This window comes from Bradyrhizobium sp. BRP23 (genome assembly GCF_020194135.1).
Lineage (GTDB): Bacteria > Pseudomonadota > Alphaproteobacteria > Rhizobiales > Xanthobacteraceae > Bradyrhizobium > Bradyrhizobium yuanmingense.
Genome location: NZ_JADYVW010000001.1, coordinates 735,612 through 761,990 on the forward strand (window position 1 = coordinate 735,612; position 26,379 = coordinate 761,990).

The 26,379-nt window shown below is 65.0% G+C and carries 24 protein-coding genes; 11 read left to right on the plus strand and 13 right to left on the minus strand.

The window, feature by feature from the left end; translation table 11 throughout:
• Position 1 precedes the first annotated feature (1 nt).
• From I6F24_RS03340 to soxA, 3 genes are read left to right on the plus strand one after another with little or no spacing between them, the layout of a single operon-like run.
• Positions 2-469: a SoxY-related AACIE arm protein gene (locus I6F24_RS03340; protein ID WP_225149964.1), complete on the plus strand. Its 468-nt coding sequence runs from the start codon at positions 2-4 to the stop codon at positions 467-469.
• Entirely contained in the window at positions 469-786 is a 318-nt protein-coding gene (gene soxZ, locus I6F24_RS03345; protein ID WP_036004317.1) for a thiosulfate oxidation carrier complex protein SoxZ, read from the plus strand. The genes I6F24_RS03340 and soxZ overlap by 1 nt, the downstream gene beginning before the upstream one ends.
• Complete coding sequence (gene soxA, locus I6F24_RS03350) at positions 783-1,565, plus strand: sulfur oxidation c-type cytochrome SoxA (RefSeq protein WP_225149965.1); 783 nt, start codon at positions 783-785, stop codon at positions 1,563-1,565. Before soxZ ends, soxA begins: the two co-directional genes overlap by 4 nt.
• A gap of 53 nt (positions 1,566-1,618) precedes the next feature.
• Here soxA and I6F24_RS03355 read toward each other — a convergent pair whose 3' ends face one another.
• From I6F24_RS03355 to I6F24_RS03365, 3 genes are all read right to left on the minus strand, one after another.
• Positions 1,619-3,286, minus strand: a complete 1,668-nt coding sequence (locus I6F24_RS03355) for a regulator (protein ID WP_225127489.1) — start codon at positions 3,284-3,286, stop codon at positions 1,619-1,621.
• A gap of 9 nt (positions 3,287-3,295) precedes the next feature.
• Positions 3,296-3,994: an isochorismatase family cysteine hydrolase gene (locus tag I6F24_RS03360; RefSeq protein ID WP_225127490.1), complete on the minus strand. Its 699-nt coding sequence runs from the start codon at positions 3,992-3,994 to the stop codon at positions 3,296-3,298.
• Between the two features lie 325 nt (positions 3,995-4,319).
• A complete protein-coding gene (locus tag I6F24_RS03365) occupies positions 4,320-5,273 on the minus strand; it encodes a hypothetical protein (protein WP_057026814.1) in 954 nt (317 codons plus the stop codon).
• A 163-nt stretch (positions 5,274-5,436) separates the two neighbouring features.
• Here I6F24_RS03365 and I6F24_RS03370 point away from each other — a divergent pair, with 163 nt between their 5' ends.
• Complete coding sequence (locus tag I6F24_RS03370) at positions 5,437-8,913, plus strand: indolepyruvate ferredoxin oxidoreductase family protein (protein WP_225149966.1); 3,477 nt, start codon at positions 5,437-5,439, stop codon at positions 8,911-8,913.
• Between the two features lie 56 nt (positions 8,914-8,969).
• Here the strand turns inward: I6F24_RS03370 and I6F24_RS03375 are convergent, their stop codons facing one another.
• The 3 genes from I6F24_RS03375 to I6F24_RS03385 form a co-directional block, all read right to left on the minus strand.
• A complete protein-coding gene (locus I6F24_RS03375) occupies positions 8,970-9,989 on the minus strand; it encodes a trypsin-like peptidase domain-containing protein (RefSeq protein ID WP_225149967.1) in 1,020 nt (339 codons plus the stop codon).
• A 92-nt stretch (positions 9,990-10,081) separates the two neighbouring features.
• Positions 10,082-10,531, minus strand: coding sequence for a gluconate 2-dehydrogenase subunit 3 family protein (locus I6F24_RS03380; RefSeq protein WP_225149968.1), 450 nt, complete (start codon positions 10,529-10,531; stop codon positions 10,082-10,084).
• Positions 10,532-10,538: 7 nt separating this feature from the next.
• A complete protein-coding gene (locus I6F24_RS03385) occupies positions 10,539-12,137 on the minus strand; it encodes a GMC family oxidoreductase (protein WP_225149969.1) in 1,599 nt (532 codons plus the stop codon).
• Positions 12,138-12,339: 202 nt separating this feature from the next.
• Between I6F24_RS03385 and I6F24_RS03390 the strand changes: the two genes are divergently transcribed.
• On the plus strand, positions 12,340-13,128 hold the full coding sequence (locus tag I6F24_RS03390; RefSeq protein ID WP_225149970.1) for a thermonuclease family protein: 789 nt from the start codon (positions 12,340-12,342) through the stop codon (positions 13,126-13,128).
• A gap of 221 nt (positions 13,129-13,349) precedes the next feature.
• Here the strand turns inward: I6F24_RS03390 and cyoD are convergent, their stop codons facing one another.
• From cyoD to I6F24_RS03410, 4 genes are read right to left on the minus strand one after another with little or no spacing between them, the layout of a single operon-like run.
• Positions 13,350-13,736 carry a cytochrome o ubiquinol oxidase subunit IV gene (cyoD, locus tag I6F24_RS03395; protein WP_036026014.1) on the minus strand — a complete coding sequence of 129 codons (387 nt, stop codon included), beginning with the start codon at positions 13,734-13,736 and terminating at the stop codon, positions 13,350-13,352.
• A complete protein-coding gene (locus I6F24_RS03400) occupies positions 13,733-14,374 on the minus strand; it encodes a cytochrome (ubi)quinol oxidase subunit III (RefSeq protein ID WP_036026017.1) in 642 nt (213 codons plus the stop codon). Before I6F24_RS03400 ends, cyoD begins: the two co-directional genes overlap by 4 nt.
• A complete protein-coding gene (gene cyoB / locus I6F24_RS03405; protein ID WP_225127606.1) occupies positions 14,374-16,374 on the minus strand; it encodes a cytochrome o ubiquinol oxidase subunit I in 2,001 nt (666 codons plus the stop codon). The genes I6F24_RS03400 and cyoB overlap by 1 nt, the downstream gene beginning before the upstream one ends.
• Positions 16,364-17,197 carry a ubiquinol oxidase subunit II gene (locus tag I6F24_RS03410; protein ID WP_036026020.1) on the minus strand — a complete coding sequence of 278 codons (834 nt, stop codon included), beginning with the start codon at positions 17,195-17,197 and terminating at the stop codon, positions 16,364-16,366. Before I6F24_RS03410 ends, cyoB begins: the two co-directional genes overlap by 11 nt.
• 243 nt (positions 17,198-17,440) lie before the next feature.
• Here I6F24_RS03410 and I6F24_RS03415 point away from each other — a divergent pair, with 243 nt between their 5' ends.
• Complete coding sequence (locus tag I6F24_RS03415) at positions 17,441-18,241, plus strand: SDR family NAD(P)-dependent oxidoreductase (RefSeq protein ID WP_157280918.1); 801 nt, start codon at positions 17,441-17,443, stop codon at positions 18,239-18,241.
• A 157-nt stretch (positions 18,242-18,398) separates the two neighbouring features.
• On the opposite strand, the gene I6F24_RS03420 is transcribed toward I6F24_RS03415, so the two are convergent.
• Positions 18,399-19,739: a sorbosone dehydrogenase family protein gene (locus I6F24_RS03420; RefSeq protein ID WP_225150105.1), complete on the minus strand. Its 1,341-nt coding sequence runs from the start codon at positions 19,737-19,739 to the stop codon at positions 18,399-18,401.
• A 236-nt stretch (positions 19,740-19,975) separates the two neighbouring features.
• On the opposite strand from I6F24_RS03420, the gene I6F24_RS03425 reads away from it, so the two are divergent.
• The 3 genes from I6F24_RS03425 to I6F24_RS03435 all read left to right on the plus strand — a co-directional run bounded on the left by I6F24_RS03425 (position 19,976) and on the right by I6F24_RS03435 (position 22,519).
• Positions 19,976-21,166 (plus strand): urate hydroxylase PuuD, encoded by a 1,191-nt coding sequence (locus tag I6F24_RS03425; RefSeq protein ID WP_225150108.1) that lies wholly within the window; start codon positions 19,976-19,978, stop codon positions 21,164-21,166.
• 143 nt (positions 21,167-21,309) lie between these two features.
• The gene (locus I6F24_RS03430; protein ID WP_225127495.1) at positions 21,310-22,167 is read left to right on the plus strand and encodes a VOC family protein; all 858 of its coding nucleotides are present in this window, start codon (positions 21,310-21,312) and stop codon (positions 22,165-22,167) included.
• A 76-nt stretch (positions 22,168-22,243) separates the two neighbouring features.
• Positions 22,244-22,519 (plus strand): hypothetical protein, encoded by a 276-nt coding sequence (locus I6F24_RS03435; RefSeq protein WP_036004252.1) that lies wholly within the window; start codon positions 22,244-22,246, stop codon positions 22,517-22,519.
• On the opposite strand, the gene I6F24_RS03440 is transcribed toward I6F24_RS03435, so the two are convergent.
• Complete coding sequence (locus tag I6F24_RS03440; RefSeq protein WP_225150110.1) at positions 22,516-23,547, minus strand: L,D-transpeptidase family protein; 1,032 nt, start codon at positions 23,545-23,547, stop codon at positions 22,516-22,518. The two genes, I6F24_RS03435 and I6F24_RS03440, sit on opposite strands and share 4 nt — an antisense overlap.
• A 183-nt stretch (positions 23,548-23,730) precedes the next feature.
• Here I6F24_RS03440 and I6F24_RS03445 point away from each other — a divergent pair, with 183 nt between their 5' ends.
• Positions 23,731-24,693 carry a lytic transglycosylase domain-containing protein gene (locus I6F24_RS03445; protein ID WP_225149971.1) on the plus strand — a complete coding sequence of 321 codons (963 nt, stop codon included), beginning with the start codon at positions 23,731-23,733 and terminating at the stop codon, positions 24,691-24,693.
• Positions 24,694-24,736: 43 nt separating this feature from the next.
• Here I6F24_RS03445 and I6F24_RS03450 read toward each other — a convergent pair whose 3' ends face one another.
• Complete coding sequence (locus tag I6F24_RS03450) at positions 24,737-25,801, minus strand: DUF1236 domain-containing protein (RefSeq protein WP_225149972.1); 1,065 nt, start codon at positions 25,799-25,801, stop codon at positions 24,737-24,739.
• A 108-nt stretch (positions 25,802-25,909) separates the two neighbouring features.
• Here I6F24_RS03450 and I6F24_RS03455 point away from each other — a divergent pair, with 108 nt between their 5' ends.
• On the plus strand, positions 25,910-26,368 hold the full coding sequence (locus I6F24_RS03455) for an NUDIX domain-containing protein (RefSeq protein WP_225112707.1): 459 nt from the start codon (positions 25,910-25,912) through the stop codon (positions 26,366-26,368).
• The last annotated feature ends 11 nt before the right edge of the window (positions 26,369-26,379 follow it).

Genomic DNA, 26,379 nt, shown 5'->3' on the forward strand with positions numbered 1-26,379 from the left:
CATGCCAACCACGCGACGACAATTCTTGAACCTCGCCGGAGGCGTGACAGTCGCCGGCACGGTCCCGATCGTGACGCTGCGGCCGCTTCAAGCGACGCCGGCGATGCTCAACGCTGCGATCCGTAACCTCGTCGGCGAAGCCCAGCTTCGCAACGGCAGGATCAGGCTCGACATTCCGCCGCTGGTCGAGAACGGCAATACGGTGCCGATGACGGTCAGCGTTGCAAGCCCGATGACGGCGGACGATTACGTCAAGAGCATCCACGTCTTCAACGAGAAGAACCCGCAGCCGAACATCGGCAATTTCTATCTTGGTCCTTCCGCCGGCCGCGCCCAGGTCTCGACCCGGATCCGGCTCGCCGACACCCAGAAGGTGGTCGCGATCGCGCGCCTGTCCGACGACACGTTCTGGCAGGTTGCCGCCGATGTCGTCGTGACGCTGGCGGCCTGCACCGAGGAGATGAACTGATGGCTGCCCTCATCAACGTTCCCTCGAAAGCCAAACGCGGCGAGATCATCGAGATCCGCACGCTGACCTCGCACATCATGGAAACAGGATTCCGCCATACCGCGGACGGCAAGCTCGTGCCGCGCGACATCATCACGAGCTTCATCTGCCGCTACAACGGCGCCGAAATCTTTCGTGCCGACCTGTTTCCGGCGATCGCGGCGAACCCATATTTGTCGTTCTTCACGGTGGCCAAGGAGAGCGGCAAGTTCGAGTTCGAGTGGATTGGCGACAACGGCTATTCGTCCACCGCATCCGCATCGATCAGGGTCGAATGATCGCTTGGCGCGCGATAGCGGCGGCGGCGATATTCCTCGTCACGGGCCCAGCCCTGCTCGCCGCAGAGATCCCGCCCGATGCGCGCCGCTCCGGCTATGCCTTCATGGGCCCGGACACCCGCGCGATGCAGGACGACGACACCGCCAATCCCGGCATGCTGTTCGTGCTCGACGGCGAGCAGCTGTGGAAGAAGAAGACCGGCAGCGCCGACAGGGCATGCGCCGATTGTCATGGGGATGCGCGCACCAGCATGAAGGGCGTCGCGGCGCGTTATCCCGCCTTCGACAAGGCACTCACGCGCCCCGTCACGCTCGACCAGCGCATCAATCTCTGCCGGGCCAATCATCAGCAGGCAACGCCGCTACCTTACGAGAGCCGCGACCTGCTGGCATTATCCGCCTTCATCGCCCACCAGTCGCGTGGCAATCCGATCACGGCCGGCGACGATCCGCAGCTCAAGCCGTTTGTCGACCAGGGCCGCGACCTCTTCATGCAGCGCGAAGGCCAGCTTAACCTTGCCTGCACCAACTGCCATGACGACAATTTCGACAAACGCCTCGCGGGCGCCCCGATCACGCAAGGACAGCCGACCGGCTATCCGCTGTATCGACTGGAATGGCAGACGCTGGGGTCGCTGGAGCGACGGCTGCGCAGCTGCATGAGCGGGGTCCGCGCCCAGGCCTATGATTACGGCTCGCCCGAGCTGGTCGCGCTCGAGCTCTATCTGATGTCGCGCGCGCGCGGCCTGCCGATGGAAACGCCGGCGGTGCGGCCCTGAAACAGCAACGGCCGGACCATCCGCCCGGCCGTTCCGCAACAATGAAGCCGGGCCTACTCCGCCGGTGCGGCCGACATCTCCGGATGCGCGGCATAGTGTTCGCTGGCGCCGAGCTTGCTGGCCGCGAACAGGCCGGCGGCCATCACGGCGTAGGCCAGCGCGACCGCGGGGGTCACGCCAAAGCCGCCGCCGATGCCGACGGCCTCGCCATGCATGAAGCCGAAATAGGTCAGGATCGCCCCGACCAGCGCAAAGGCGGAGGCCTTCTCGAAATCGCGCTCGATGATGAAGACACCGATAGCGCCGAGGATGAGGCCGCCGAGGATGGAGCCGCCGCCCATCACCTCGAGGCCGTGATAGAACACGCCTTGCTGCGGCAGCGCGGCAATCGCAGCCGTTTTGACTGCGTCGGCCTTGTCCGCCGCCATCCCGCCGACGGTTGCTGCCGCAGTCATGGTCGAGGCCAGCATCGTATCGATCTGCAGCTTGGCCCACGCCGCAAGGTGCGGGGTCAGTGCCAGCACGATCGCGGGTGCATGCTTGACCGGCGTGGTCTGGAACGCCTGCGCACCGATCAGCATGCCGATATAGAGCAGGATGGGCGAGATCGCGACGACGGGCACCAGCGCCAGCAGCACCGAGATGATGCCGAACCAGGACAGCACCACCACCATGATGCCGGTCGCAGCCGAATAGCCGATTCGGCCGCCCATGGCCTTCCAGCCGGGATGGCCGATATAGACCGCGTTGATGAAAGGATTGCCCATCAGGCAGCCGATCAGGCTGACGACGCCGTCGGCGGTGAGCACGCGCGTGGTCGGATAGTCGTCGCCGGCCGCTTCCGCGCTCTCGACATTGTCCATGGCCTCGACGAGGTCGTAGATGCCGAACGGAATGGCCGTGACCAGGATGATGCCGAGGAATTCGAAGCCGGAGAAGACGTAGCCAAACGCCGGGATCGGCACCGAGAAGCCGAAATTGGCGAAGGCCGCACCGACGCCCGCGATGCTCAGGCCGCCGAGGCCGAGCCCGAACAGGTTCGAGCCCCAGGCGATGATCATGCCGGCCGCGATTGCGACGAGGCCCGCGGGAATGCCGCGCCAATACTTCACGCCGCCGAACCAGCTCACCAGGATGATGGCGAAGCAGACGAGACCGATCTGCGGCGTCATGTACATCTCTAACGCTGGCCGCATCGAGATGAAGGTGACGGAGACCCCTGCGAGCGTGCCGAGCAGCGCCGCGCGCGGCGTGATCTTGCGGATGAACGGCGCGATGAAGCCGCCGATCATCAGAATGAAGCTCTGGAAGAACACCCAGACCAGGCCCGCCGACCAGCCCTTGAGCGGATCGCCGGTCTTGAGCGTGATCGGCAGCATGATCACGAAGGTCACGATGAACATGTGCGGCACGCTGACGCCCGACGGCAGCGCGCAGACGTCGTTGCGGCCGGTCTTCTGGGCCAGGCGGTAGGCGAGATAGGCGTAGTAGAAAGTGGAGAGACACATCATCAGCCCCAGCGCGGGCAGGATGCGGCCGAACACGAGGCTATCGGGCATCTTCAGCACGAAGCGCAACAGGCCCGTGAGCACCAGCATGTTGACGAGGATGTTGGTGCCGAAGCCGAACAACGCGTTCCAGTCGCCCGATGTCCATAGCGCCGGCTTGAAGTCGGACTTGTTCAGATCAGAACTGCCGGCCGCCCCCGTCAATGTGCTCATGATATACCCCTATGTGGTCGAAACCTTCATTGCCTCCAGAACTGCGACTGAATCCGCGACCCAGCCGAAGATGCCGCCCTGGGCCTTGATCATCTTCAGGCCCATCTCGTGAAACTCGGGGAAGTAGGACGCGCAGCCGTCGGCGATGACGACGCAGCGATAGCCGCGGTCGTTGGCCTCGCGCACCGTGGTGTTGACGCACACTTCCGTGGTGACGCCGCACACGAGCAAATTCTCGATGCCGTACTTCTCCAAGACCTCGCCGAGCTCGGTCGCGTAGAACGCCCCCTTGCCGGGCTTGTCGATGACGATTTCGCTGTCGAGCGGATAGAGCTCGGGAATGATGTCGTGGCCGGCCTCGCCGCGAATGAGGATGCGGCCCATCGGACCAGGATCGCCGATGCGAAGGCTCGGCGCGCCGCGCTCGACCTTGGCCGGCGGCGCATCGGAGAGATCGGGCAGATGCCCCTCCCGCGTGTGGATGACCAGCATGCCGGTGTCGCGCGCGGCCGTCAGCACCGCGCCGATCGGCTTCACTGCGCGCGCGAGCTGGCTGACGTCGTTGCCCAGCGTCTCGCCGAAGCCGCCGGGCTCCATGAAGTCGCGCTGCATGTCGATGATGAGGAGCGCGGTGGCGGGCCAGTCGAGCGCGATCGGCTCGGGCTCGGCGCTGACGACGCCCTTGGTCGGCTTGGCTGAGTTCAACATGACGGCCCCGCGAGAACTCTCCTGGCCGGGAGTTCTGCAAGCGCCGTGCCATTGTGTACAATTGCGGTTGAGCGCGGGTAGCGAGGAATTTGTCGTCTGGTCAGAAGGTTACGCCGGCGATCGGCGTCTGCTCATTCCCTGTGCGATGGCTTCGCGCCGTGCATCTGCTTAAAGGATGAGCGGCCTCCGCTCGTCATTCCGGGGCGACGCGAAGCGTCGAGCCCGGAATCCATCGGGCGGCAGTGCGCGAGGTGAGATGGATTCTCTGATGCGCAATTGCGCATCATAGCTCGCGTGCGCGCGCCCCGGAATGACGGGAGTGGGACTACCGCCCTGCCCCATACAACTGCCGATGCTCTTCCTCATACGGGGCGTAGGACTCCTTCAGCGTCGCCATGTTCAGCAGCATGGCCGCCACCATCGTGCCCGCCTTGTCGAACACGCGCGTCTTGACCCAGGCGCTTTCGGTGCGGCGGCTGCCGGACAGCGCGACCACTTCGCGCTCGACCTCGTATTCCTCGCCCTCGAAAAGTGGACCCTTCAGCAGGCGGATCTCCTGGTCGGCGAACAGGCCGACGGCCGGGCCCTTGGCCGGCAGCGGATCGTCCTTGGAGCGGTACTGGAACAGCACGCTCAGCATCTCCATCGGGATGATGGGCTTGCCCCACGGATTATCCGCGCCCGAATAGTACGGCGAGCTTTCGGTGATGACGGCGAGCTTCTGCCTCAGCGAGAACGGATAGAGGTCGCCCATGTTCTGGTCGAACGCCATGCGCACCGACTGCCGCTTGCTGGTCTGCGCCACCTTCACATCGCGCAAGATCACGGGATCAGTGAGCGGCTTGAGCTCGCCAAGGCGCGCCTCGAGCGCCGTTGCAACCGGCAAATCGCCGACTGATGCCGTGCCGCGCAGCACCTCAGTGCCGTCGCGCTTGACCATCTGGATCTGGCACTGGCGGGTGCCGGGCAATGGCTTCGCCAGGATCGCCTGCACCTCTTCGCCCTCATAGCAGACGCTGCGGTAATGTGCTGAAAGGCAGCCTATCTCGAACCAAGCCTGCCCCCACAGCCGCTCGCCGAGCGGAGCGAACTGGCTGAAATGCGTCGGGCCCTCGATCGTGCCGCCCTTGAAGCCGAGCTTCTGCGCGGTGGCGTCGTCATGGATCGAGGCGTGCGCGTCATAGGTCTGCGCCTGCAGCATCTGGCGTGGCTGACGCCACGGCCCGATCAGGGCCTCGGCCGTCTCCGTGATCTCGGTGTCGAATGCGTTTGCAGTCATGGCGCTCTCCGCGTGCAAGCCATGACTAGCAGGAGCGCCACGGATGCGGCCAGCGATATTGACTTCGCTGGCCCATCCTTTTGACTGTCACAATTCGCATCGCGCAGCCGCGATTCCTCCCGCAGCGCAAACCTCCCGCCGAACGAAAGACGAGGACTCCCGAATGACGCTGTTGCAGGTCGAGCTGGACGACAAATACCGGCTCGAATCGAAGCGGATCTTCCTGTCCGGCACGCAGGCCCTGGTCCGCCTGCCCATGTTGCAGCGCGAACGCGACCGGCTTCAGGGCCTCAACACCGGCGGCTTCATCTCGGGCTATCGTGGCTCTCCGCTCGGCATGTACGACCATGCGTTGTGGCGGGCGAAGGCGCACCTTCAGCACCACGACATCGCCTTCGTGCCCGGCCTCAACGAGGATCTAGCGGCGACCGCGGTCTGGGGCAGCCAACAGGTCGGCCTGTTTCCCGGAGCCAAGGTCGATGGCGTGTTCGGAATCTGGTACGGCAAAGGCCCGGGCGTCGACCGCTCGGTCGATGCGCTCAAGCACGCCAATGCCGCCGGCACCTCGCGCAACGGCGGCGTGCTGGCGCTCGCTGGCGACGACCACGGCTGCCAGTCCTCGACGCTGGCGCATCAGAGCGAGCAGGTGTTCGCGGCGGCGCTGATTCCCGTGATCAATCCTGCCACGCTCCAGGACTATCTCGACCTCGGCCTCTACGGTTTTGCACTGTCGCGCTTCTCGGGCTGCTGGGTCGGCTTCAAGGCGATCAGCGAGACCGTGGAGAGCTCCGCGTCGATCTATAGCGACCCTGAACGCATCCAGATCGTGGTGCCCGACGATTTCGAGATGCCGCCCGGCGGCCTCAACATCCGCTGGCCCGATCCGCCGCTCGAGGCTGAGAAGCGCCTGTTCGGCCCCAAGATGGCCGCGGTGCAGGCCTTCGCCCGCGCCAACCAGCTCGACCGCATGGTGCTCGATTCCAAGCCTGCGCGGCTCGGCATCGTCGCGACTGGAAAAGCCTATCTCGACCTGCGCCAGGCGCTCGTTGATCTCGGCATCACCGACAAGGACGCGCAGGACCTGGGCCTTCGCATCTACAAGGTTGCCTTGACCTGGCCGCTGGAGGAAAGCGGCGCGAAACGTTTCGCTGAAGGTCTTCAGGACGTGCTGGTGGTCGAGGAGAAGCGCGGCTTCATCGAAGACCAGCTGATGCGGATCCTCTACAACGTCGATGCCTCAAAGCGCCCGACCGTCACCGGCAAGCGCGATGAGCGCGGCGCACCGCTGTTGCCGAGCGAGGGCGAGCTGACGCCGACCATCGTCGCTGGCGCGCTGGTGGCGCGCTTGCGCAAGCTCGGCCATCACAGTCCCGTGCTGGAGCAGCGCCTCGCCAGGCTCGAGGCCTTCGACAACCCGGTGACGACCAGCACGCCGATCAAGCTCGCGCGCACGCCGTTCTTCTGCTCGGGCTGCCCGCACAACACCTCGACGCGGGTGCCCGAGGGCAGCCGCGCCATGGCCGGCATCGGCTGCCACGGCATGGCGCTGAGCATGCCGACCCGCCGCACGGATCTGATCTCGCATATGGGCGCCGAGGGCGTGAACTGGATCGGCCAGTCGCCCTTCACGAACGAGAATCACATCTTCCAGAATCTCGGCGACGGCACCTACACGCATTCCGGCCTGCTCGCCCTTCGTGCGGCTTCGGCCGCCGGCATCAACATCACCTACAAGATCCTCTACAACGACGCCGTGGCGATGACCGGCGGCCAGCCCGCCGAAGGCGCCTTCAACGTCGCGCAGATCGCCCATCAAGTCTGGGCCGAAGGCGTCAAGCGGCTTGCGATCGTCTCCGACGATCCCACAAAGTATCCGCAAGGCGGATACTTCCCGCAAGGCGCGACCATCCACCACCGCCGCGAGCTCGATGCCGTGCAGCGCGAGCTGCGCGATATCAAGGGCCTAACGGTCATCATCTACGACCAGACCTGCGCCGCCGAGAAGCGCCGCCGCCGTAAGCGCGGGCTCTATCCCGATCCCGCCAAGCGCGCCTTCATCAACGAGCTCGTTTGCGAAGGTTGCGGCGATTGCTCGCAGGCCTCGAACTGCGTCTCGGTGCAGCCGCTGGAGACCGAATTCGGCCGCAAGCGCCAGATCGACCAGTCGAACTGCAACAAGGACTTTTCCTGCGTCGAGGGCTTTTGCCCGAGCTTCGTCACCGTCCATGGCGGCTCGCTGAAGCGGATGAAGACCTCGGCTGTGGATTCCGGCCAGCTGTTCGCGGATCTGCCGCTGCCGCCGGCGCGTGAGCTGGACGGGCCCTACAACATCCTCGTCACCGGCATCGGCGGCACCGGCGTCATCACCATCGGAGCCCTGCTCGGCATGGCTGCCCATGTCGACGGCCGCGGCTGCTCGGCGCTCGACTTCACCGGCCTGTCGCAGAAGAACGGCGCGGTGATGAGCCATGTCCGCATCGCACGGACGCCGGAAGACATCTCCGCGGTTCGCATCACCACGGGCGGCGCCGACGTCATCCTCGGCTGCGACATGATCGTCTCCGCGGGCCCGACGGCGCTGAGCCGCGCCGAGCGCGGCGTGACCAGGGCCTACATCAACGCTGATCTGCAGCCGACCGCGAGCTTCGTGCAAAACCCCGATCTCGATTTCGAGATGGGCGCAATGCAGACCGTGCTCCGCGACGCGATCGGCGACAACAACCTCGACATCATCGACGCAACAGGCATTGCCGCGGCCCTGATGGGCGATTCCATCGCAACCAACCCGTTCATGCTGGGCTTTGCGTTCCAGAAGGGCGCGATCCCGCTGTCGCTGGAGGCCCTGCTCCGCGCCATCGAGATCAACGGCGCTGCGATCGAGATGAACAAGCTCGCCTTCACCTGGGGCCGGCTCGCAGCCCACGACATGTCGCGCGTGCGCAGCGTGCTTCAGTTCAAGGCTAGAGCGTCCGCGCCGGCGAAATCGCTCGACGACATCATCGCGACGCGCACCGAATTCCTGAACTCCTATCAGGACAAGGCCTATGCCGACCGCTACCTCGCAGCCGTCGCGAAGGTGCGCAAGGCGGAGAGCGCGGCTTCGCCTGGGTCAACCGAGCTCACCGAAGCGGTCGCAAAGAACCTGTTCAAGCTGATGTCCTACAAGGACGAATACGAGGTCGCCCGGCTCTACACCGACGGCAGTTTTGCAAAAAAGGTGTCCGAAAAATTCGATGGTGACTTCACGCTGAAGTACCATCTGGCGCCGCCGATCTTCACCAAGCGCGACAAGACGACCGGACATCTGCAGAAGCAGGAGTTCGGCAGCTGGATGATCCACGCCTTCCGCGTGCTCGCCAGGCTCAAGTTCCTGCGCGGCAGCGTGTTCGATCCGTTCGGCCGCACCGAGGAGCGCCGGACCGAGCGCAAGCTAATCGCGCATTACCTGGCGATGATCGATCAGCGGATCACAGGGCTGAAGGCGGAGCAGATCCCGCTGCTGGCGCGGCTTGCGCGCGTGCCGGAGACCATCCGCGGCTTCGGCCACGTCAAGGAGGCCAACATCAGGCTGGCGGCGGCCGAGACGGCGCGGCTGGAAGCGGAGCTGGAGAACAGCCGCTTTGCCGCCGCGGCGGAGTAGAGGCTAGGCGCCAGCCTCTCTCCGCGTCAGGCACATACACGCTGTCATCGCCCGGTTCAGCGCGCCGGCTTGCGCTCGATCGGGTCGATATCGATCGCCCGGAGGCGGCCGAGGCGCAGCACGTCCATGGCGAGCCGGCGGCCGATCCGGTCGCGGTCGAGCACGCGGATCAGATCGTCGACGCCATTGATCTCGACGCCGTCGAGCCTGATCACGACGTCGCCGGGCAACAGGCCTGCCTTCGCCGCTGGTCCATCCGGCTCGATCTGCATCAGAAGCGCGCCCATCTTGTTCTCGACGCCGGCCAGCACCGCGTGCCGCCGCGGGACCGGCGCGGTCTGCCCGGCGACACCGATATAGGCGCGGCGGACATAGCCGTGGCGGATGATCTCCGACAGCACGAATTGCGCGGTGTTGCTGGCGACCGCAAAACAGATTCCCTGCGCGCCATTGATGATCGCGGTGTTGATGCCGATCACCTCGGCATGCGACGACACCAGCGGCCCGCCGGAATTGCCGGGATTGAGGGCGGCATCGGTCTGGATCACGTCCTCGATGGTGCGCCCGCTCACCGAGCGGATCGAGCGGCCGAGCGCGGAGACCACGCCGGCCGTCACGGTCGATTCGAAGCCGAGCGGATTGCCGATCGCGATCACGAGCTGGCCGCGCCGCAGGCTCTTGGAATTGCCGAGCGCAGCATAGGGCAAGTGCCGCACGCCATTGGCGCGCAGCAGCGCCAGATCCGTGTCGGGATCGACGCCGAGCACCTGGGCGTCGCCGACATGGCCTTCGACGTCGCGCAGCCGGATCTCCTTCGACGTGCCGACGACATGGCTGTTGGTGAGCACGAGCCCATCCGGCGAGATCACGATGCCAGAGCCGAGCCCGCCGCGCTCGCGACCGTTCGGCACCTTGGGGCCGGTCTCGACGCGCACGACCGCAGGGCCGACGCGATCGGTGACGTCGATCACAGCATTGGAATAGGCGTCCAGCAGCGCCCGGTCATCGGCTGGGCCAGGCGCCGTCGTCCGCGATGACGGTGCGTCATCGGCGATATCTGAGGTGAAGTCCAACATGGCAAGAGTCCTCGAAGGCTCACACAGATGGTGGCCTGCTCCCGGAGGCGCAAGTGGCCCGCCTGGAGCGCAGGGCCGGACTGCCCAGATGGCTAGGGCGGGCGCCTCAGCGAGCCACCTCTCGCCTTGACCGGATCGAGCAGCGACCAGTCCCCCTCTGGGAGCACATGGCCCTTGGGGAATGGCGCGCGCAACTCGAGCCCCAGCGAGCCCAGCACGCGGTCGTCGCGGTAATAGCATTGCAGCACGACACGGACGAGCGTTGCCGCGGCGGCACCGCCGCTCTTCCGAAACTCGTGCACCACCGCATCGCGTCTGGCGGCATCGAGCTCGGCAAGCGGGCCCCCGGCGAGCCGCGCCAAATGATCCAGCGCCGCCGCCACCAATTTGGTATCGCGACCGAGCGTTGCCAGCATGTCGGCCTGGATCGCGGGATCATCGGCGCCCGGCACCTTGTACTCGTCACTGGCCGGGATGATCATCGCGGCGACAGCGCGGAGGTCGTCGCGCTGCCTGCGTGTCAGTTGGTTGTCTGCGGACATCACACCCTCAATCGAACAGATTGGCGAGGCGCTGCTTCATCTGGTCGGCGATGTAGAGCGCGAGGGCCTGGATGGTGGAGGTCGGGTTCACGCCGCCCGAGGTGACGAAGATGCTGCCGTCGACGATGAAGAGGTTCTTCACGTCGTGCGCGCGGCCCCATTCGTTGACGACGGAACGCTCGGGGTCGGTGCCCATGCGCGCGGTGCCGAGCAGGTGCCAGCCGCCCCAGGGGATCGGCGAGTTGACGCAGATGTCGCTCGCGCCGGCCGTCTCGAGAAACTCGCGGCCGCGCGCCAGCGCGTGCTCCATCATCTTCCGGCTGTTCTCGCTGATGGTGTAGTCGACCTTCGGCGCGGGAATGCCGTGACTGTCCTTCAGCACCGGATCGAGCGTGACACGATTGTGCTCCTCCGGCAAATCCTCGCAGATTGCGGAGAAACCAAGCCGGTGGCCGTTCAGCTTGCGGAACACGCGGTGGTGATCCTCGCCCCACGGCAAGATGCCCTTCTGCTCGCTGACTACGGCCTCGAACACCGGCCCGGCCCCGCGCACGAACTGCACGCCATAGCCGCGCACGAAGCCGCGCGACAGGTCGGTGTCGTACCATTGCTTGCTCCACAGACAGGTCGGCGGCGCGCGGTTAGAGTCGGTCGGCTCCTTCACATAGCCGTAGATCTGCGCATAGGGATGGAACATCAGGTTCTTGCCGACGAGGCCCGACGAATTGGCGAGCCCGTTGGGGAAGCGGCCCGATGCCGAGTTGAGCAGCAGCCGCGGCGTGCCGACGCCGTTGCAGGCGATGACGACGACATGCGCGGGCTGAAACTGCTCGATGCCGTCCTTGTCGTAATAGACCACGCCCGAGGCCATGCCGTTCTCGTCGGTGGTGATCTCGCGCACCCGGCAATGCGTGCGCAGCTCGACGCCGGCGCGGATCGCATGCGGCCAATGGGTGATGTCGGTGGAGGATTTTGCGCCTTGCGCGCAGGCCGGCGTGCAATGGCCGAGATTAATGCAGCGCGCCCGGCCCTCGTAGTCCATCGTCGCGACCGTGGTGTCCGACGGCCACCAGTGCCAGCCGAGCTTGTTCATGGCCTTGGCGATGATGGCGCCGGACAGGCCCATCGGCTGCTGCGGCATCGGCGGATGCGTCAGCGGCGACAGCGGATCGCCTGACAGGCCCGACGTGCCCATCATGCGGTCGTTCTCTTCGAAGAACGGAGTCAATGCCTCGTAGTCGATCGGCCAGTCGTCGGCGACGCCGTCGAGCGTCTTCACCTTGAAATCGGAGGGATGCAGCCGCGGCCAGTGCGCGGTGTACATCACCGTCGAGCCGCCGACCGCGTTGTAGTTCACGACCTTGATCGGAGAGTTGTCGTCGTTGATCGGGTAGTCCTCGGGCCGGCCGCGCACGTTCGGGCTCGACGACCATTCGCCGTAGAACTTGGCCTCCCAGTCGCGGCCCGTGCTGGGATATTCCGCCGGGTTCATCCAGCCGCCCTGCTCCAGGCAGAGGATGTGCATCTTGGTCTCGGCCAGCGACCACGCCACCGCCGCGCCCGAAGCGCCGGCGCCGATGATCAGGACATCCACGGGGTCTTTCATCGCAACCTTGTCCTCCCCCTCGCCGCTTACCGGGCGATTCGGCCTTGCGCGGTCAGCGAGGCCGGCGAAACGATACGGGCAGAGCGCCGGCGGAGTAAAGCGGCGGGGCCGGAATGTCGCACTTCGCGAGGCGCAGACCATTGGTCTCGCCACATCCGGATGCTAGGAACGGGGCGCACGAGCCATCGATAAGCGAGACCGTATGTCCTTCCAGAAATTCGTTGCCGCCACCCGCGCTTTTGCGCTCGTTTCGTTTCTCGCCTGGTCCGGATTTCTGGCCTCGTCCGGACCAGTTTCCGCGCTGACCGGCGCCGCGACGGCCCGTGACGGCAACTCGGTCCAGCTCGGCGACGTCACCTACCGGCTCGACGGCGTCGACGCGCCGGAGCTCGACCAGGTCTGCATCGACAATAAAGCCGATGCCTGGACCTGCGGCATCGAGGCCCGCGACCAGCTCGCGAAGCTCATCAACAAACGAACGGTGCGCTGCGACGATGTCGGACCCGAGAAGAGCTTTGGCAAGCGGCACCGCGCCATCTGCACGGCCGAAGGCGACAAGTCCAGCCTGAACGAGCAGCTGATCAAGCTCGGCTTTGCCCTCGCACGCGAGCCGATCAAGGCCAACGTCAAGCCGGCAGCCACCGAGGCCAAGACGACGGCGGCGGGGATCTGGAAGGGCTGTTTTGTTGCACCGCAAGATTTCCGCAGCGGCAAGAAGGACGGCGCGCTGCTGGGCACCGCCTGCCGCCCGGACCGCGACAAGGAAATCCGCGCCGTGCTGTTTCCGGAGGAGCTGACGATGCCCCCCAACTGCAGCATCAAGGGCAAGCTCGCGGTGCGCGCCCGCGTCACCGGCAATATCGGCATCTACCATCTGCGCGGATGCCCGAGCTATCCCGCGACCACGACACCGGATCGCTGGTTCTGCTCGGAGGACGACGCCCAGGCGGCCGGCTTCCGCAAGGCCTACAATTGCCGCCGGCCAAGGTGAGCAAGCTCCCTCACGCACCCGTGAGTGGTAATCCGAGACCGTATTGATCCGGAATTGAACTTCATCGGCGGTTGCTGCATTTGTATGCCGACGCAAGCGCCCTTGCGCGAGCGTTTCCTTGGCAGCAATCCGGCTCCGGCCGATTGTCTTTGCTTGGGCGTTTCCTCCCTAGACTTGGGCCGCTTGTCACAAGCAAGCGGCTCTTTCTTTTTGCGCGGCTGTCACTGCATCCGCATGATCTGGTCCATCGGCGGCATGTTGGCGTTGAGATTCGCCATGATCCAGACCGTGCCGCCGACCACCAGGAACACCACCAGCAGCCCGAAGGCGAGCGCCAGCACGTTGTTGGTGTTGTCGGGGCCAGTGGTGATATGCAGGAAGAACACCAGATGCACGCCCATCTGTGCGATCGCGAGCACGATCAGCGCGACGGGAATCGAGGGCTGCCAGACCAGGTCCGTGCCGGCGATGAAGAACGACGTCGCCGTGAGCAGCAGCGCGAGCACGAGCCCGACGACGTAACCGAGGATCCTCGCGCCGACGCTATGCTCTTCTTCCTCGCCCGGCGCGAGGTCGCGTTTGACCATCCCATGCGTCTGCTCACTCATGGCGCGCTCCCGAGCAGGTAAACGACGGAGAACACTGCGACCCAGACGATGTCGAGCGCGTGCCAGAACAGCGCAAAGCACGTCATCCGGCGCAAGATGTCTGCGCGAAAGCCCTTGGCGAACACCTGGGCCATCATGGTGAGAAGCCACAGCACGCCGGCGGAGACGTGAAGGCCATGGCAGCCGACCAGCGAGAAGAACGCGGTCAGGAACGCACTGCGTGACGGGCCATAGCCGCGCGCGATGAGGTCGGCAAATTCGCGAAACTCGAGAACGAGGAATATCAGCCCGAGCACGCAGGTCACGGTCATGCTAAGATAAAACCAGAACCGGTTGCGCACGTCGGCGGCGATGCTGGCCATGCCGCAGGTGAAGCTCGACAACAGCAGGCAGACCGTCTCGATCGCCACGTTCCTCTGCTCGAAGATCTCCGCGCCCTTGGGGCCGCCGGCGGTCTGGCCTGACAGCACCGCATAGGCCGCGAAGAAGCAGGAGAACATCACGATGTCGGAGAGCAGGAAGATCCAGAAGCCGTAGGCGGTCACGATCCGCTTCGGCGCGGGGCCGGGATGCTCGATGACGAGGCCGATATGATGGGGATCGGCGTGCGCGTGGCCTGCGGTCGCGGTCATCGCCATCAGACTGCTCCCGCCATGCTGACGAGGTTGCGCCGTTCCTCGATGTTGCTGCGGTCGATGCGGGCGACCTCCTCGGCCGGGATGACGTATTCGTCATGGTCGCGCCAGGCGAACACGACGAAGGTCGCCCAAGCGCCCAAGCCGCCCAGGATCACCATCCACCAGATGTGCCAGATCAGCGCGAATCCCATGATGGTGGCGAAGAAGGCACAGACGAATCCGGTCGGGGAATTCCGGGGCATCTCGATATCCTGATAATCCGGCGTCTCATGCGCGAGCGATTGCTGCTTCGCGCGCGCCTTCATGTCCCAATAGGCGTCCTCGCCGCGCACATCGGGATTGAAGGCGAAGTTGAACACCGGCGGCGGCGACGAGGTTGCCCATTCCAGCGAGCGCCCGTCCCAGGGATCGCCGGTGCGATCGCGCAACGCCTCGCGATTGCGGATGCTGACGACGAGCTGCACGATCTGGCAGATCACCCCGATCGTCAGCACCGCCACACCGACCGCCGCAACGATCATCCAGGGCCGCCAGGCCGCGACGTCGTAGTGCTGCATCCGCCGCGTCATGCCCAGCATGCCGGCAATGTAGAGCGGCATGAAGGTGATGAAGAATCCGACGAAGGTGAACCAGAATGCAGCCTTGCCCCAGCGTTCGTCGAGACGGAACCCGAACGCCTTCGGGAACCAGTACTCGAAGCCGGCAAAAACGCCGAACAGCACGCCGCCGATGATCACGTTGTGGAAGTGCGCCACCAGGAACATGCTGTTGTGGAGGATGAAGTCGGCCGGCGGCACCGCGAGCAGCACGCCGGTCAGTCCGCCGATGAGGAACGTCACCATGAAGCCGACCGACCACAACATCGGTGTCGCAAAACGGATGCGGCCGCCATACATTGTGAACAGCCAATTGTAGATCTTCACGCCGGTCGGTATCGCAATGATCATGCTGGCGATGCCGAAGATGGCATTGACGTTGGGACCTGCGCCCATCGTGAAGAAGTGGTGCAGCCAGACCATGAAGGAGACGACACAGATCGCCATGGTCGCGAGCACCATGGAGCGGTAGCCGAACAGCGCCTTGCCGGAGAAGGTCGAGACCACCTCGGAGAAGATGCCGAAGGCGGGCAGCACCAGGATGTAGACCTCGGGATGGCCCCAGGCCCAGATCAGGTTCATGAACATCATGACGTTGCCGCCGGCCTCGTTGGTGAAGAAGTGGAAGCCGAGATAGCGGTCGAGCAGCAGCATCGCCAGCGTCGCGGTAAGGATCGGGAACGCCGCGACGATGAGGAGGTTCGAGGCCAGCGTGGTCCAGCAGAACATCGGCATGCGCAGGTAGTTCATCCCCTTGGTGCGCAGCTTCAGCACGGTGGTGACGAGATTGATGCCGGCCACCAGCGTGCCGACGCCGGAAATCTGCAGCGACCAGGCGTAATAGTCGACGCCGACGCCGGGCGAATAGGACAGTTGCGACAGCGGCGGAAAGGCGAGCCAGCCGGTGCGCGCGAATTCGCCGACCACGAGCGAGATATTGACCAGGAGCGCACCCGTCGCCGTCAGCCAGAAGCCGACCGAATTGAGCGTCGGGAAGGCGACGTCGCGCACGCCGAGCTGGAGCGGTACGATGAGGTTCATAAGCCCGATCACGAACGGCATCGCCACGAAGAAGATCATGATGGTGCCGTGCGCGGAGAAGATCTGGTTGTAGTGCTCCGGCGGCAGATAGCCCTGCGACTGATACGCCACAGCCTGCTGGATCCGCATCATGATGGCGTCGCTGCCGCCGCGCAGCAGCATGACCGAGGCGAGCAGGATGTACATGACACCGATGCGCTTGTGGTCGACGCTGGTGATCCATTCGCGCCAGAGATAGGGCAGATGTCCCTTCACCACGACCCAGCCCAGCACGCCGAGGATCGCGACAAGCACCACCGCGCCGGCGACGAGCGGAATCGGCTGGTCGAGCGGGATGGCCGACCAATCGAGCTTACCGAGCATCATGGCCTCCACTGTGCGACCGGCCTGCTTCGGACGCGAGGGCCGGCCCGGGCCCCGGCGGAATGTGCTGGGTCGCGATCAAATCGAACAGGCGCGGATCGTCGAGGCGGTAGACCGGCCTGCCCTTCTCAATGCCCTGCTGCATCAGCTTCTTGTAGCTGTCCTCGTTCAGCACCGCGTCCGTCTTCGCCGTATTCGCCACCCAGTCCGGGAAGGCGAGCGGCGAGATCACGTTGACGTCGAACATCATGTCCGGGAAACCGTCGCCGGAGAAATGCGCGGACAGGCCCTGAAGCTTGCCTTCGTTGTCGGCGCGCAGGTTCAGCTTCGTCACCATGCCGTTCATGGTGTAGATCATGCTGCCGAGCTGCGGGATGAAGAACGTGTTCATCACGCTCGATGACGTCAGCTGGAAATTCAGCTCGGCGCCGGCCGGCACCGTCAGCGTGTTGACGGTGGCGATGCGCTGGTCCGGATAGATGAACAGCCATTTCCAGTCGAGCGAGACCGCCTGGATCCGCACTGGGCTGCCGGTGCCCGGCACGGGCGCGGCGGGATCGAGCTGGTGCGAGCCGATCCAGGCGACGCCGCCGAGCAGGATCACGGTGAGCGCCGGAATAGACCACACCACCATCTCGACGCGGCCGGAATAGACGAACTCCGGCTGGTAGCGCGCCCTCGGATTCGAGGCGCGAAACCAGAACGCGAAAGCCAGAATCGCGAAAATGGTCGGCACCACGATCACGAGCATGATGAAGACCGAATCGACCAAAATAGTTCTATTGGCCGCAGCCACGGGCCCTTGCGGATCGAGCAGATTCATCGGCAAGCCACTGGTGGTTGGGAAGCCCCGAGACTGAGCCTAGCGCGGGAAAGGCTCCGCGACAAACGCTGCGAGGCCGGAACGGTTCCTCGACCGCAACGGCCAGCCATGCGCGATGGACCGGCCGCCACATGCAATTCCGTGCGATGTCAATGACATGAACGCGGAAAGCGCGCTCTTCTCTCCCAGGAGCGCGATTGCTAGTCTGCACGAAAATAATGACAAGGAAGGGAGTAAACCGAGATGCGCTTGAAGGACAAGGTCGCGATCGTCGTCGGCGCCGGGCAAAGCCCCGGCGAAGGCATGGGCAACGGCCGCGCGACCGCGCTCACCTTCGCGCGCGAGGGCGCCAAGGTCTTGTGTGTCGACCACCATCTGGAATCGGCGCAGGAGACGGTCACGATGATCACCGCGAAAGGCGGCACGGCGGCGGCCTTCAAGGCGGACGTGACCAAGGCTGCGGATATCAAGGCGATGGTTGCGGACGCGCAATCGCGCTGGGAACGTATCGACGTGCTGCACAACAATGTCGGCGTCAGCCTCGCCGGTGGCGATGCCGAGCTGCTGCAATTGACCGAGGAGGCATTCGATCGCGTCGTCGCGATCAATCTGAAGAGCTGCATCCTCGCCGCGAAGGAAGTGATCCCGATCATGCGCGCGCAGAGAAGCGGCGCCATCATCAACATCTCGTCGATGGCCGCGATCACCACCTATCCTTACGTCGCCTACAAGGCGACGAAGTCGGCGATGATCGCCTTCACCGAACAGCTCGCCTACCAGAACGCCGAATACGGCATCCGCGCCAACGTCATCCTGCCCGGCCTGATGAACACGCCGATGGCCGTCGACACCCGCGCCCGCGAATGGCACAAGACCCGCGCCGAGGTCGAAGCCGAACGCGACAGCAAGGTGCCGCTGCGCAGAAAGATGGGTACGGGCTGGGACGTCGCCAACGCCGCGCTGTTCCTGGCGAGCGACGAGGCGAATTTCATCACCGGTGTGACGCTGCCGGTGGATGGTGGTGCGAGCGTGAGACGGGGATGAGGTGCTCTTCTTCCTTCTCCCCTTGTGGGAGAAGGTGGCGCAAAGCGCCGGATGAGGGGTTCTCTCTACACCTGAGACTGCTCGTGACGATAGATACCCCTCACCCGGCTTCGCGTTCGCGAAGCCACCCTCTCCCACAAGGGGAGAGGGTGCAGCGTCACCGCGGCGCGCTTGTCACCCGCCAGATCGTGCCGTTGCCATCTTCCGAGATCAGCAGCGATCCATCCTTCGCCACCGCCACTCCCACCGGCCTGCCCCACACTTCCGTATCGTTCACGACGAACCCCGTCACGAAATCCTCGTACTCGCCGGTCGGCTTGCCGTCCTTCATGCGGATGCGGATCACCTTGTAGCCGGTGCGTTTCGACCTATTCCAGGAGCCGTGCTGGGCGGCGAAGGCGTCGCCCTGGTATTCGGGCGGAAACTGCGCGCCCTGGTAGAAGGTCATGCCGAGTGAGGCCGAGTGCGGCTGGATCAGCACATCGGGCACCGTCACCTTGTCCTTGAGATCCGGCCGCGCGCCGGCATGGCGCGGGTCTTCATTGCCACCGATATAGAACCATGGCCAGCCGTAGAACGCGCCTTCCTTCACGCTCGTGACGTAATCGGGCACGAGGTCGTCGCCGAGACCGTCGCGCTCATTGGTCGAGCACCAGGGCAGACCGGTCTGCGGCTGGATCGCGAGGCCGACGCAGTTGCGGATACCGGTGGCATGGATCTTTCGCTCCCTGCCGTCAGGGTTGAAGGCCAGCACCGCGCCGCGCTCGAGCTCGCTGGCCCATGTGGCGCCGAGCGGCTGCGTCTTCGCCCACGCCTCCATCCCGCCGGGCGGCGTGCCCATGCCTTCGGCGACGTTGCTGAGCGAACCCACCGACACCAGCATACGCTTGTTGTCGGGCGTGAAGACGATATCGCGGGTGGAATGGCCCCCATCCGGCAGGCTTGCGACAACCGTCTCCGCTTTGCCGCGCGCCTTGAGATCGCCGGCCTTGTAGGGAAAGCGAACGACGCTGTCGGTGTTGGCGACATAGACCCATTGCGGATTGTCGCCGTTCGGAAAGAAAGCGATGCCGAACGGCTGCCGCAGGCCGCTGGCGAAGATCTCGTTGGTCGCGACCTTGCCGCCCTCGCCCGCGCGCAGCACCCGGACGGTGCCGGCGCGCATTTCCGCGACGAACACGTCGCCATTCGGCGCCACGCGGATGATGCGCGGCGCGCGCAGGCCTTCGGCGAACAGCTCGATCTTGAAGCCGGCCGGCACCTGGAGCTGGGCTTCCGGCGGACGCGGCACCACGCGCGACGAGCTCGCAACCGATCGCGTGGCGCCGGGCCTGACCAGATCCTGCGGCCGGATCAGCCTGACCGTGCCGGGCTTGTCGGCGCGCCAATCGCCATAGGCGTCCTTGCCCTGCAACACGGGCTCGGCGTGTGCGCCGGCCGCCGCAGCAGCAGCCAGCAGCGCTGCGAGCATCGCCACGAACGTTATCCTGTCGCTCAATTCGTCGTCCTCCGCCTTGGGCGTGTCGTGCGTCAACGCCGATCACCCGCAAAAGGTCTCTCGGCGAGTTTGGCGCCTGCCGAATCCCACGTCAGTTCATGCCCGCACGATGTGCATCAGCCGCAGTCCATCATACTGGAAAATGCGGTTGAACGGTGCGACACATTGTGAGGGCGGCGATCGCCGGTTACGGTCATGGAGGCTGCGGCATCCAGGTCGCGCCGGATGAGGAGATCATGTGGGGATCCGTCATATCGGAATGGGCGAGCCTGCTGCTGCGCTGGCTGCACGTGGTGGCCGCAATCGCCTGGATCGGCAGTTCCTTCTATTTCATCGCCCTCGACCTCAGCCTGAAGCCGAAGGCGGACCTGCCGGGCGGCGTGCAGGGCGAGGCCTGGCAGGTCCATGGCGGCGGCTTCTACAGGATCATGAAGTACTTGGTCGCGCCCAGCCAGATGCCGGACGAGCTGACCTGGTTCAAATGGGAGGCCTACACCACCTGGCTGTCCGGCTTCGCGCTGATGGTGGTGGTGTATTATCTCGAGGCCGACCTGTTCCTGGTCGACAAGTCGATCCTCGACCTCACATCATTCCAGGCCGGACTGTTCAGCTTCTGCAGCCTGGCGCTGGCGTGGCTGCTCTATGAGGCCGCCTGCCGCACCGGGCTCGCCCAGCGCGAACTGCCCTTCGCCATCGGCGGCTATCTGTTCCTGGTCGCGCTCACTTACGCCTTCACCCATGTGCTGAGCGGACGCGGCGCCTTCAACCAGATCGGCGCGATCATCGGCACCATCATGGTGGCCAACGTCTTCACGCTGATCATCCCGAACCAGAAGAAGATCGTGGCCAGCCTGATCGCCGGACAGGCGCCTGACCCCAAGCTCGGCAAGGCCAGCAAGGAACGCTCGGTCCACAACAATTACCTGACGCTTCCCGTCGTCGTGCTGATGATCAGCAACCACTATCCCCTGCTCTACGCCACGCGGTTCAACTGGATCATCGTCGCGATCGTCCTGGCGCTCGGGCCGGTGATCCGCCACTTTTTCAACGAGCGTCATGCCGGGCGCCAATCGCCCTGGTGGGTGTGGGGCGTGGCCGCGGCCGGCGTGATTGCGATCCTCCTCCTCTCCGCCGCCGGACCGCGCGAGGTGAAGACGGGCGCATTGTCGGCGCCGGTCACGGCCGCCAATGTCGAGGAGATCGTGATGTCCCGCTGCAGCATGTGCCACGCGGCCGAGCCGGTCTGGGCCGGCATCGCCACCGCACCGAAGGGCATTGTGCTCGACACGCCCGAGCACATCCATCGCAACATTCGCCTGATCGGGCGGGTTGCAGCCTGGTCCAATTCCATGCCGCCCGGCAACATCACCGAGATGACCGGCGAGGAGCGCGCCGTCCTCGCGGCTTACCTCGAGCAGGCGCGCTGAAGCGCGTCGAAGGATGCATCGCGCGGAATGAAATTCCGCATCTCTCGCCGAATTGAAAATGACTTGACGGCCCATCCGGCGTAGACATGGCCGACAGCCGCCGGCGCGGCGCAAAATCAGCTTGCAATCGGGGAATAGCAACAGTGGCCCTCAAGAACGTCATCGGTATCGACCACGCCGTCGTCATGGTGAAGGACCTCGACAAGGCCGCCGAGAACTACAGACAACTCGGCTTCACGGTCTCGCCGCGCGGCACCCACAGCGCGCATATGGGCACCGGCAATTACACCATCATGTTCGACCCCGACTACATGGAGCTGCTCGGCGTGCTCGTGGCAACCGAGCACAATGCGCCGGCCCGCGCCTTCGTCGAGCGCCATGGCGAGGGCATCGAGCGCATCGCTTTCACCGCAGTCGATAGCACCGCCGGCGCCGAGGAGATCCGTGCACGGGGCCTGGAGCCGATCGGCCCGACCGATTTCGAACGCCCCGTCACGCTGCCAGACGGCACGATCTCGGCGGCGAAATTCCGCACCTTCATGTGGCCGACGGCTGAAGCGCCGGGCGGCGTGCGCATCTTCGCCTGCCAGCACAAGACCCGCGAGACTGTGTGGATCCCCGAGCTGATGACCCACGCCAATGCGGCCAAGCGGATCAAGCAGACGCTGATCGCAACGCCGGAGCCCGCCAAGGAGGCCGCGCATCTCGCCCGCCTGATCGACCGCGAGGCGAAGACCGACGCGGACGGCGCCGTCATCGTGCCCTCCGGCGGCGATCGCGCCGACTTCGTCTACCTGACGCTGGACCAACTCGCCAAGCGCTATCCCGGCGTGTCGCTGAATGGCCTCTCAGAGCGCGGTGGCGCCGCGCTGGTGCTGGTCAGCGGCGATCTCGCGGCGACCGAGAAGGCGCTGGGGCCAGCCGCGGTGCGGAGCGGAGCTGCGATCTGCGTGCCGCCGGCCAAGGCCAACGGCACCCTGCTCGCCTTCATTGCCGGCTGATTTGAGCCAATTCTTTAACGGGCGTTTACCCGGCGGCTGTAGAGTTCCCGGCCATCAAGCCACCGGGGCCAAACGCATGTTCAAAGAGGGATCGCCGATCGCCTATGACGCGCCGGCCGAGCTGAAGAAATGGCCGTCGCTGAAGGGCGAGCGGCAGAAGGATCGCGGGCCGCCGTATCTCGTCTACAACGGCACGCTCGCCGAATGCGTCCGCGAGCTCATGGGCAAGCCGATCAAGGGCATCTCGCTCTACGACATCATGACGACGCCGCAGGCCGCCTTCGATCAAAACGTGCTTTCGCCCGGCGACGCCGCGGAGATCGCGATGCGCAAGGATTTTCCCAAGGACTAATTCGCGGCACGCTTCGCAGCGGGCGTGCCCTGCCGCTTCGATGAGGATTCCGTCGGCGCATCGAGGAAGACGACGGGCATGCCGCGCTTCACGTTCTCGCCGAGCACACGCGCATCCCAATTGGTGAGCCGAACGCAGCCGTGCGACGCCGACTTGCTGACCTTGTCGGGCTCTGCCGTTCCGTGGATGCCGTAGCCCTGCGCCGACAGGCCGATCCAGTGTGCGCCCACCGGATTGTTCGGACCCGGCTTGATATCGAACGGTCTCTTGGACTTGACGCTCTTGAACTTGTACTCGGGATTGTAGCGGTAGGTCGGCAGCTCGTGGCTGGCGGTGACCTTCAGCGTTCCCGTTGGCGTCGGGCGATCCGGACTGCCGACTGACGCCGGATAGAACGCCAGCAGAGCGCCGCTTGCATCGAACGCTTTCAAGGTCCCGTTGGTCTTATCGACTTCGAGCCGGGCAATGCGCGGCAGCTCGCGCCGCGCCGGAACATTGGCAACCACGATCGTCTCTCCGGCCTTGTCGAACGCCTTGCCCGGATTGAGCGCCTTGAGCAGGTCCGCGCTCATGTGGAATTTCTCGGCAAGTCCTTCGAGCGGGCTGGTGTAGCTCAGCGCGTCCAGCGACTTCATGTCATCAAGCTTGGCCGGCAGCTTCCTTAAGAACGGTCCCTTCACGTCGGCGTCGGCGATCTTGTAGTCGACGAGAATCGGGCCCTCGCTCGCTGCGGTCAGCTTGTCCCAGAGCTCCGGCGCCACAACCTTGTCGGATGCGATGCCGTTCTGCTCCGCGAACGCCTTGAGCGCCTTCTGCGCGTTCTCGCCGAGCTTGCCGTCAATCTCGCCGGGCGAAAATTGCGCGCGATCGAGCAGCACCTGAAGCTTCACCACGGCTGCATTCAGCTTGTCGGTGGCCGGCGGCTTCGCAGGACGCGCAGCCTCGTTCACCGCAGCAGGCTCGAGATTGCCTGCGAGCGCCGGAGCGATGAGCCACAGCGACATCACCGCGCCTAGTATCCATCGCATCGTCATCGCGCATCCCATTCGCAAACAGCCAGCAAAGCCGCGGAGAGTTTCTCTTCGGGAACACCGTAGTAACACCGAAGGAACCCGAGAGACCGCAGCTTTGCCGCAATCGGACGGTTAAGAACTTCCTGTCGCCGGCGCGTCGCTGGCCGTTCATCCCACAGTTCGAGGTTCTCCCAGCAAATGCGATTTGTCGTCGCGGCTTGCGCCGCGTTTCTGCTTCTGATGTGCGATCTCGATCCGTCGGCATCCCGCCAAGCATCACGTTTCGACACCACTGTTCTCAAGAACAATCATGCCTCGTCACTTGTTCCGGTGGTCGAGCTCTTCGTCGCCAGCGTGCAGGCGATCGAGCTTGCCAACGCGCACGCGGCTTACGAGCAGGTGATCGAGCCACCGCGCGCGGTCGAGCCGGTGGTGCAGGCGGAGCCCTCGCCAACCGAACGATTTTGTCACGCGCTGCGCGAGGCCGCCGAATCCAGCGGCATTCCGGTGCCGTTCTTCGCGCGCCTGATCTGGCAGGAGAGCCGCTTCAAGTCCAACGAGGTCAGCCATGCTGGCGCGCAGGGCGTCGCGCAGTTCATGCCGGGGACGGCCGCCGAGGTCGGGCTCGACGATCCCTTCGATCCGATGAAGGCGCTGCCGGCGTCGGCAAAATTCCTGCGCAAGCTGCGCGACGAATTCGGCAATCTCGGCCTTGCTGCCGCGGCCTACAATGCCGGTCCCGGCCGCATCCAGAAATGGCTTGCCAGGCAGAGCGAGCTGCCGCGCGAAACGCGTGACTATGTCCGGATCATCACCGGTACCAAGGCCGAAGACTGGACCGAACGGTCGGAGGCACTCGCGATCCGCATCGACCTGCCGCGCGAAGCGCCATGCGAAGGCATCGGCAGTCTTTCGAAGGCCAAGGACGTCGCCTGGGTTCCGGTGAACCTGACGCCTTCGGTTGCGAACATCATTCGCAAGGCGGAGCAAGTCGCGGCGCGCGTGACGACGAAGGGCGCCCGCAAGCGGCTCGCCACACTGTTGCGGAAGAATGTCACGGCTCCCAGCAAGGCCCGCAGCATGATCGCGGCACGCGCGGCCGGAAAGAGCGCGAAGGCTCGCGCCGTTCGTCTCGCATCGCGCGAACGGACGTCAGGCTAACGATCGGAGCCGCTCGCTTGCGGCGGCTCCGACCCAAATCGACCTAGTCGATCTCCTCGATCACCCGCCGCTCGCGCGGCTCGATGACATAGGTCCGGGTGTCGCGGTGGATGTAGCGATATTCACGCAAGCCCGGCGCATCGCGGTAGACCGTGGTCGGGAATTCCTCGACCTCGACGCTCTCGGGAAGACGGTCACCGACGCGGATCTCACTGCGCGCTGTGCTGCCGGTGGTCCGCACTTCCTTGCGTCCCTCGGTACGGGTTTTCGCATGCTTGCGGATCACCTCGCGATCGCGATCCGAGAACTTGCTGGCGCTGCGCTCGCGCGTCGTCGTCGTTGTCGCCGTGGACTGGCCTGAGTACGGCAGCACCGTCACGATCTTGTAGGTCGCCGGATCGACCACGACGATCTGATCTTTCACCAGCGCAAAGCTGTAGCCGCGATATTGCGGCACGATCTCGACGACGTCGGGCGGCAGCGTCGAGAGGTGCACGTCGCGCGGCACCACCGTGCCGACGTTCAGCGCGAAATTGACGTTGGTCAGCGGCCGCACGTTGAGGTGCGAGATCGACGCGCTGATCTTGGTCTCCTGCTGCTTGTTGAGGTTGACGTCGGTCTGGGCGGCCGCCTGGTTGCTCGTCGGCGCAGACGGTGCCTGCTGGGCCTGGTTGGTTCCAGATGCGGCCGGTGCCTGCTGGGCTTGATTGCTGGCCGGCGGCGGATTGGACCGGTCCTGCGCCTGGTTGGTGTTCGCAGCTGGCGGGTTGGCACTCTGCTGCGTTGCAGGCTGGTTACCGGCTGCATTGGAATTCGCCGTCCCGCTCTGCGACTGCGCAGTCGAGCCCGTATTGGCGGTGCCGGAGCCGGACGATGGTGGGTTGGCCTGCGTGGTCTGGGCCGACGTTCCCGACGGCGGGGATTGCTGCGGTTGCGATGTGGTCTGCTGCTTGTCGGTCGCGCTCGACGGCGAGCTCGTGGATGGCGCGGTGGAGTTCGACTGGGACTGCGGCGTCTGCTGAGACGGCGGATTCGTGCTGGGCGATTGCGCATACGCGGCGCTCGCCAGCACCACCCCCAATGCGGTGGTTGCCAACAGGCGGATCATGGTTCACTCCCTTTCATCAAATGAACATTGGCTACTAACCTGCGCTAGGACGCGCAGTTCCACTTTTTCCCGAGGGAAGGCCGCGGCTCTTTTTCTGCGGAACCTGCAATGCCATCGAAGAGTGCCGGGATCATCGCCTATCGCAAGCGTGGGAACATCGAGGTGCTCCTGGTCCATCCCGGAGGGCCGTTCTGGCGCAACAAGGATCTCGGCGCATGGTCGATTCCGAAGGGGGAATACGCGGACGGAGACGACGCAGAGATCGCGGCGCGACGTGAGTTCGCCGAGGAGCTGGGACTGGAGCTTTCCCTGCCGCTGACCCCGCTCGGCCAGGTCAGGCAGCGCGGGGGCAAGCTCGTCACCGCGTTCGCGGCCGAGCTCGATCTCGACGTGCGCAGCATTCGCAGCAACACGTTCGAGATGGAATGGCCGCCGCGCAGCGGCAAGCGGCAGGCCTTTCCGGAAGTCGACCGCGCCGAATGGTTCACGCTCGACGCGGCGCAGGAGAAGATCAATGCAGGACAGCGTCCGCTGCTCGACCGGCTTAAGCTGCTGATCGGCAGATAGCGCGTCGCGCC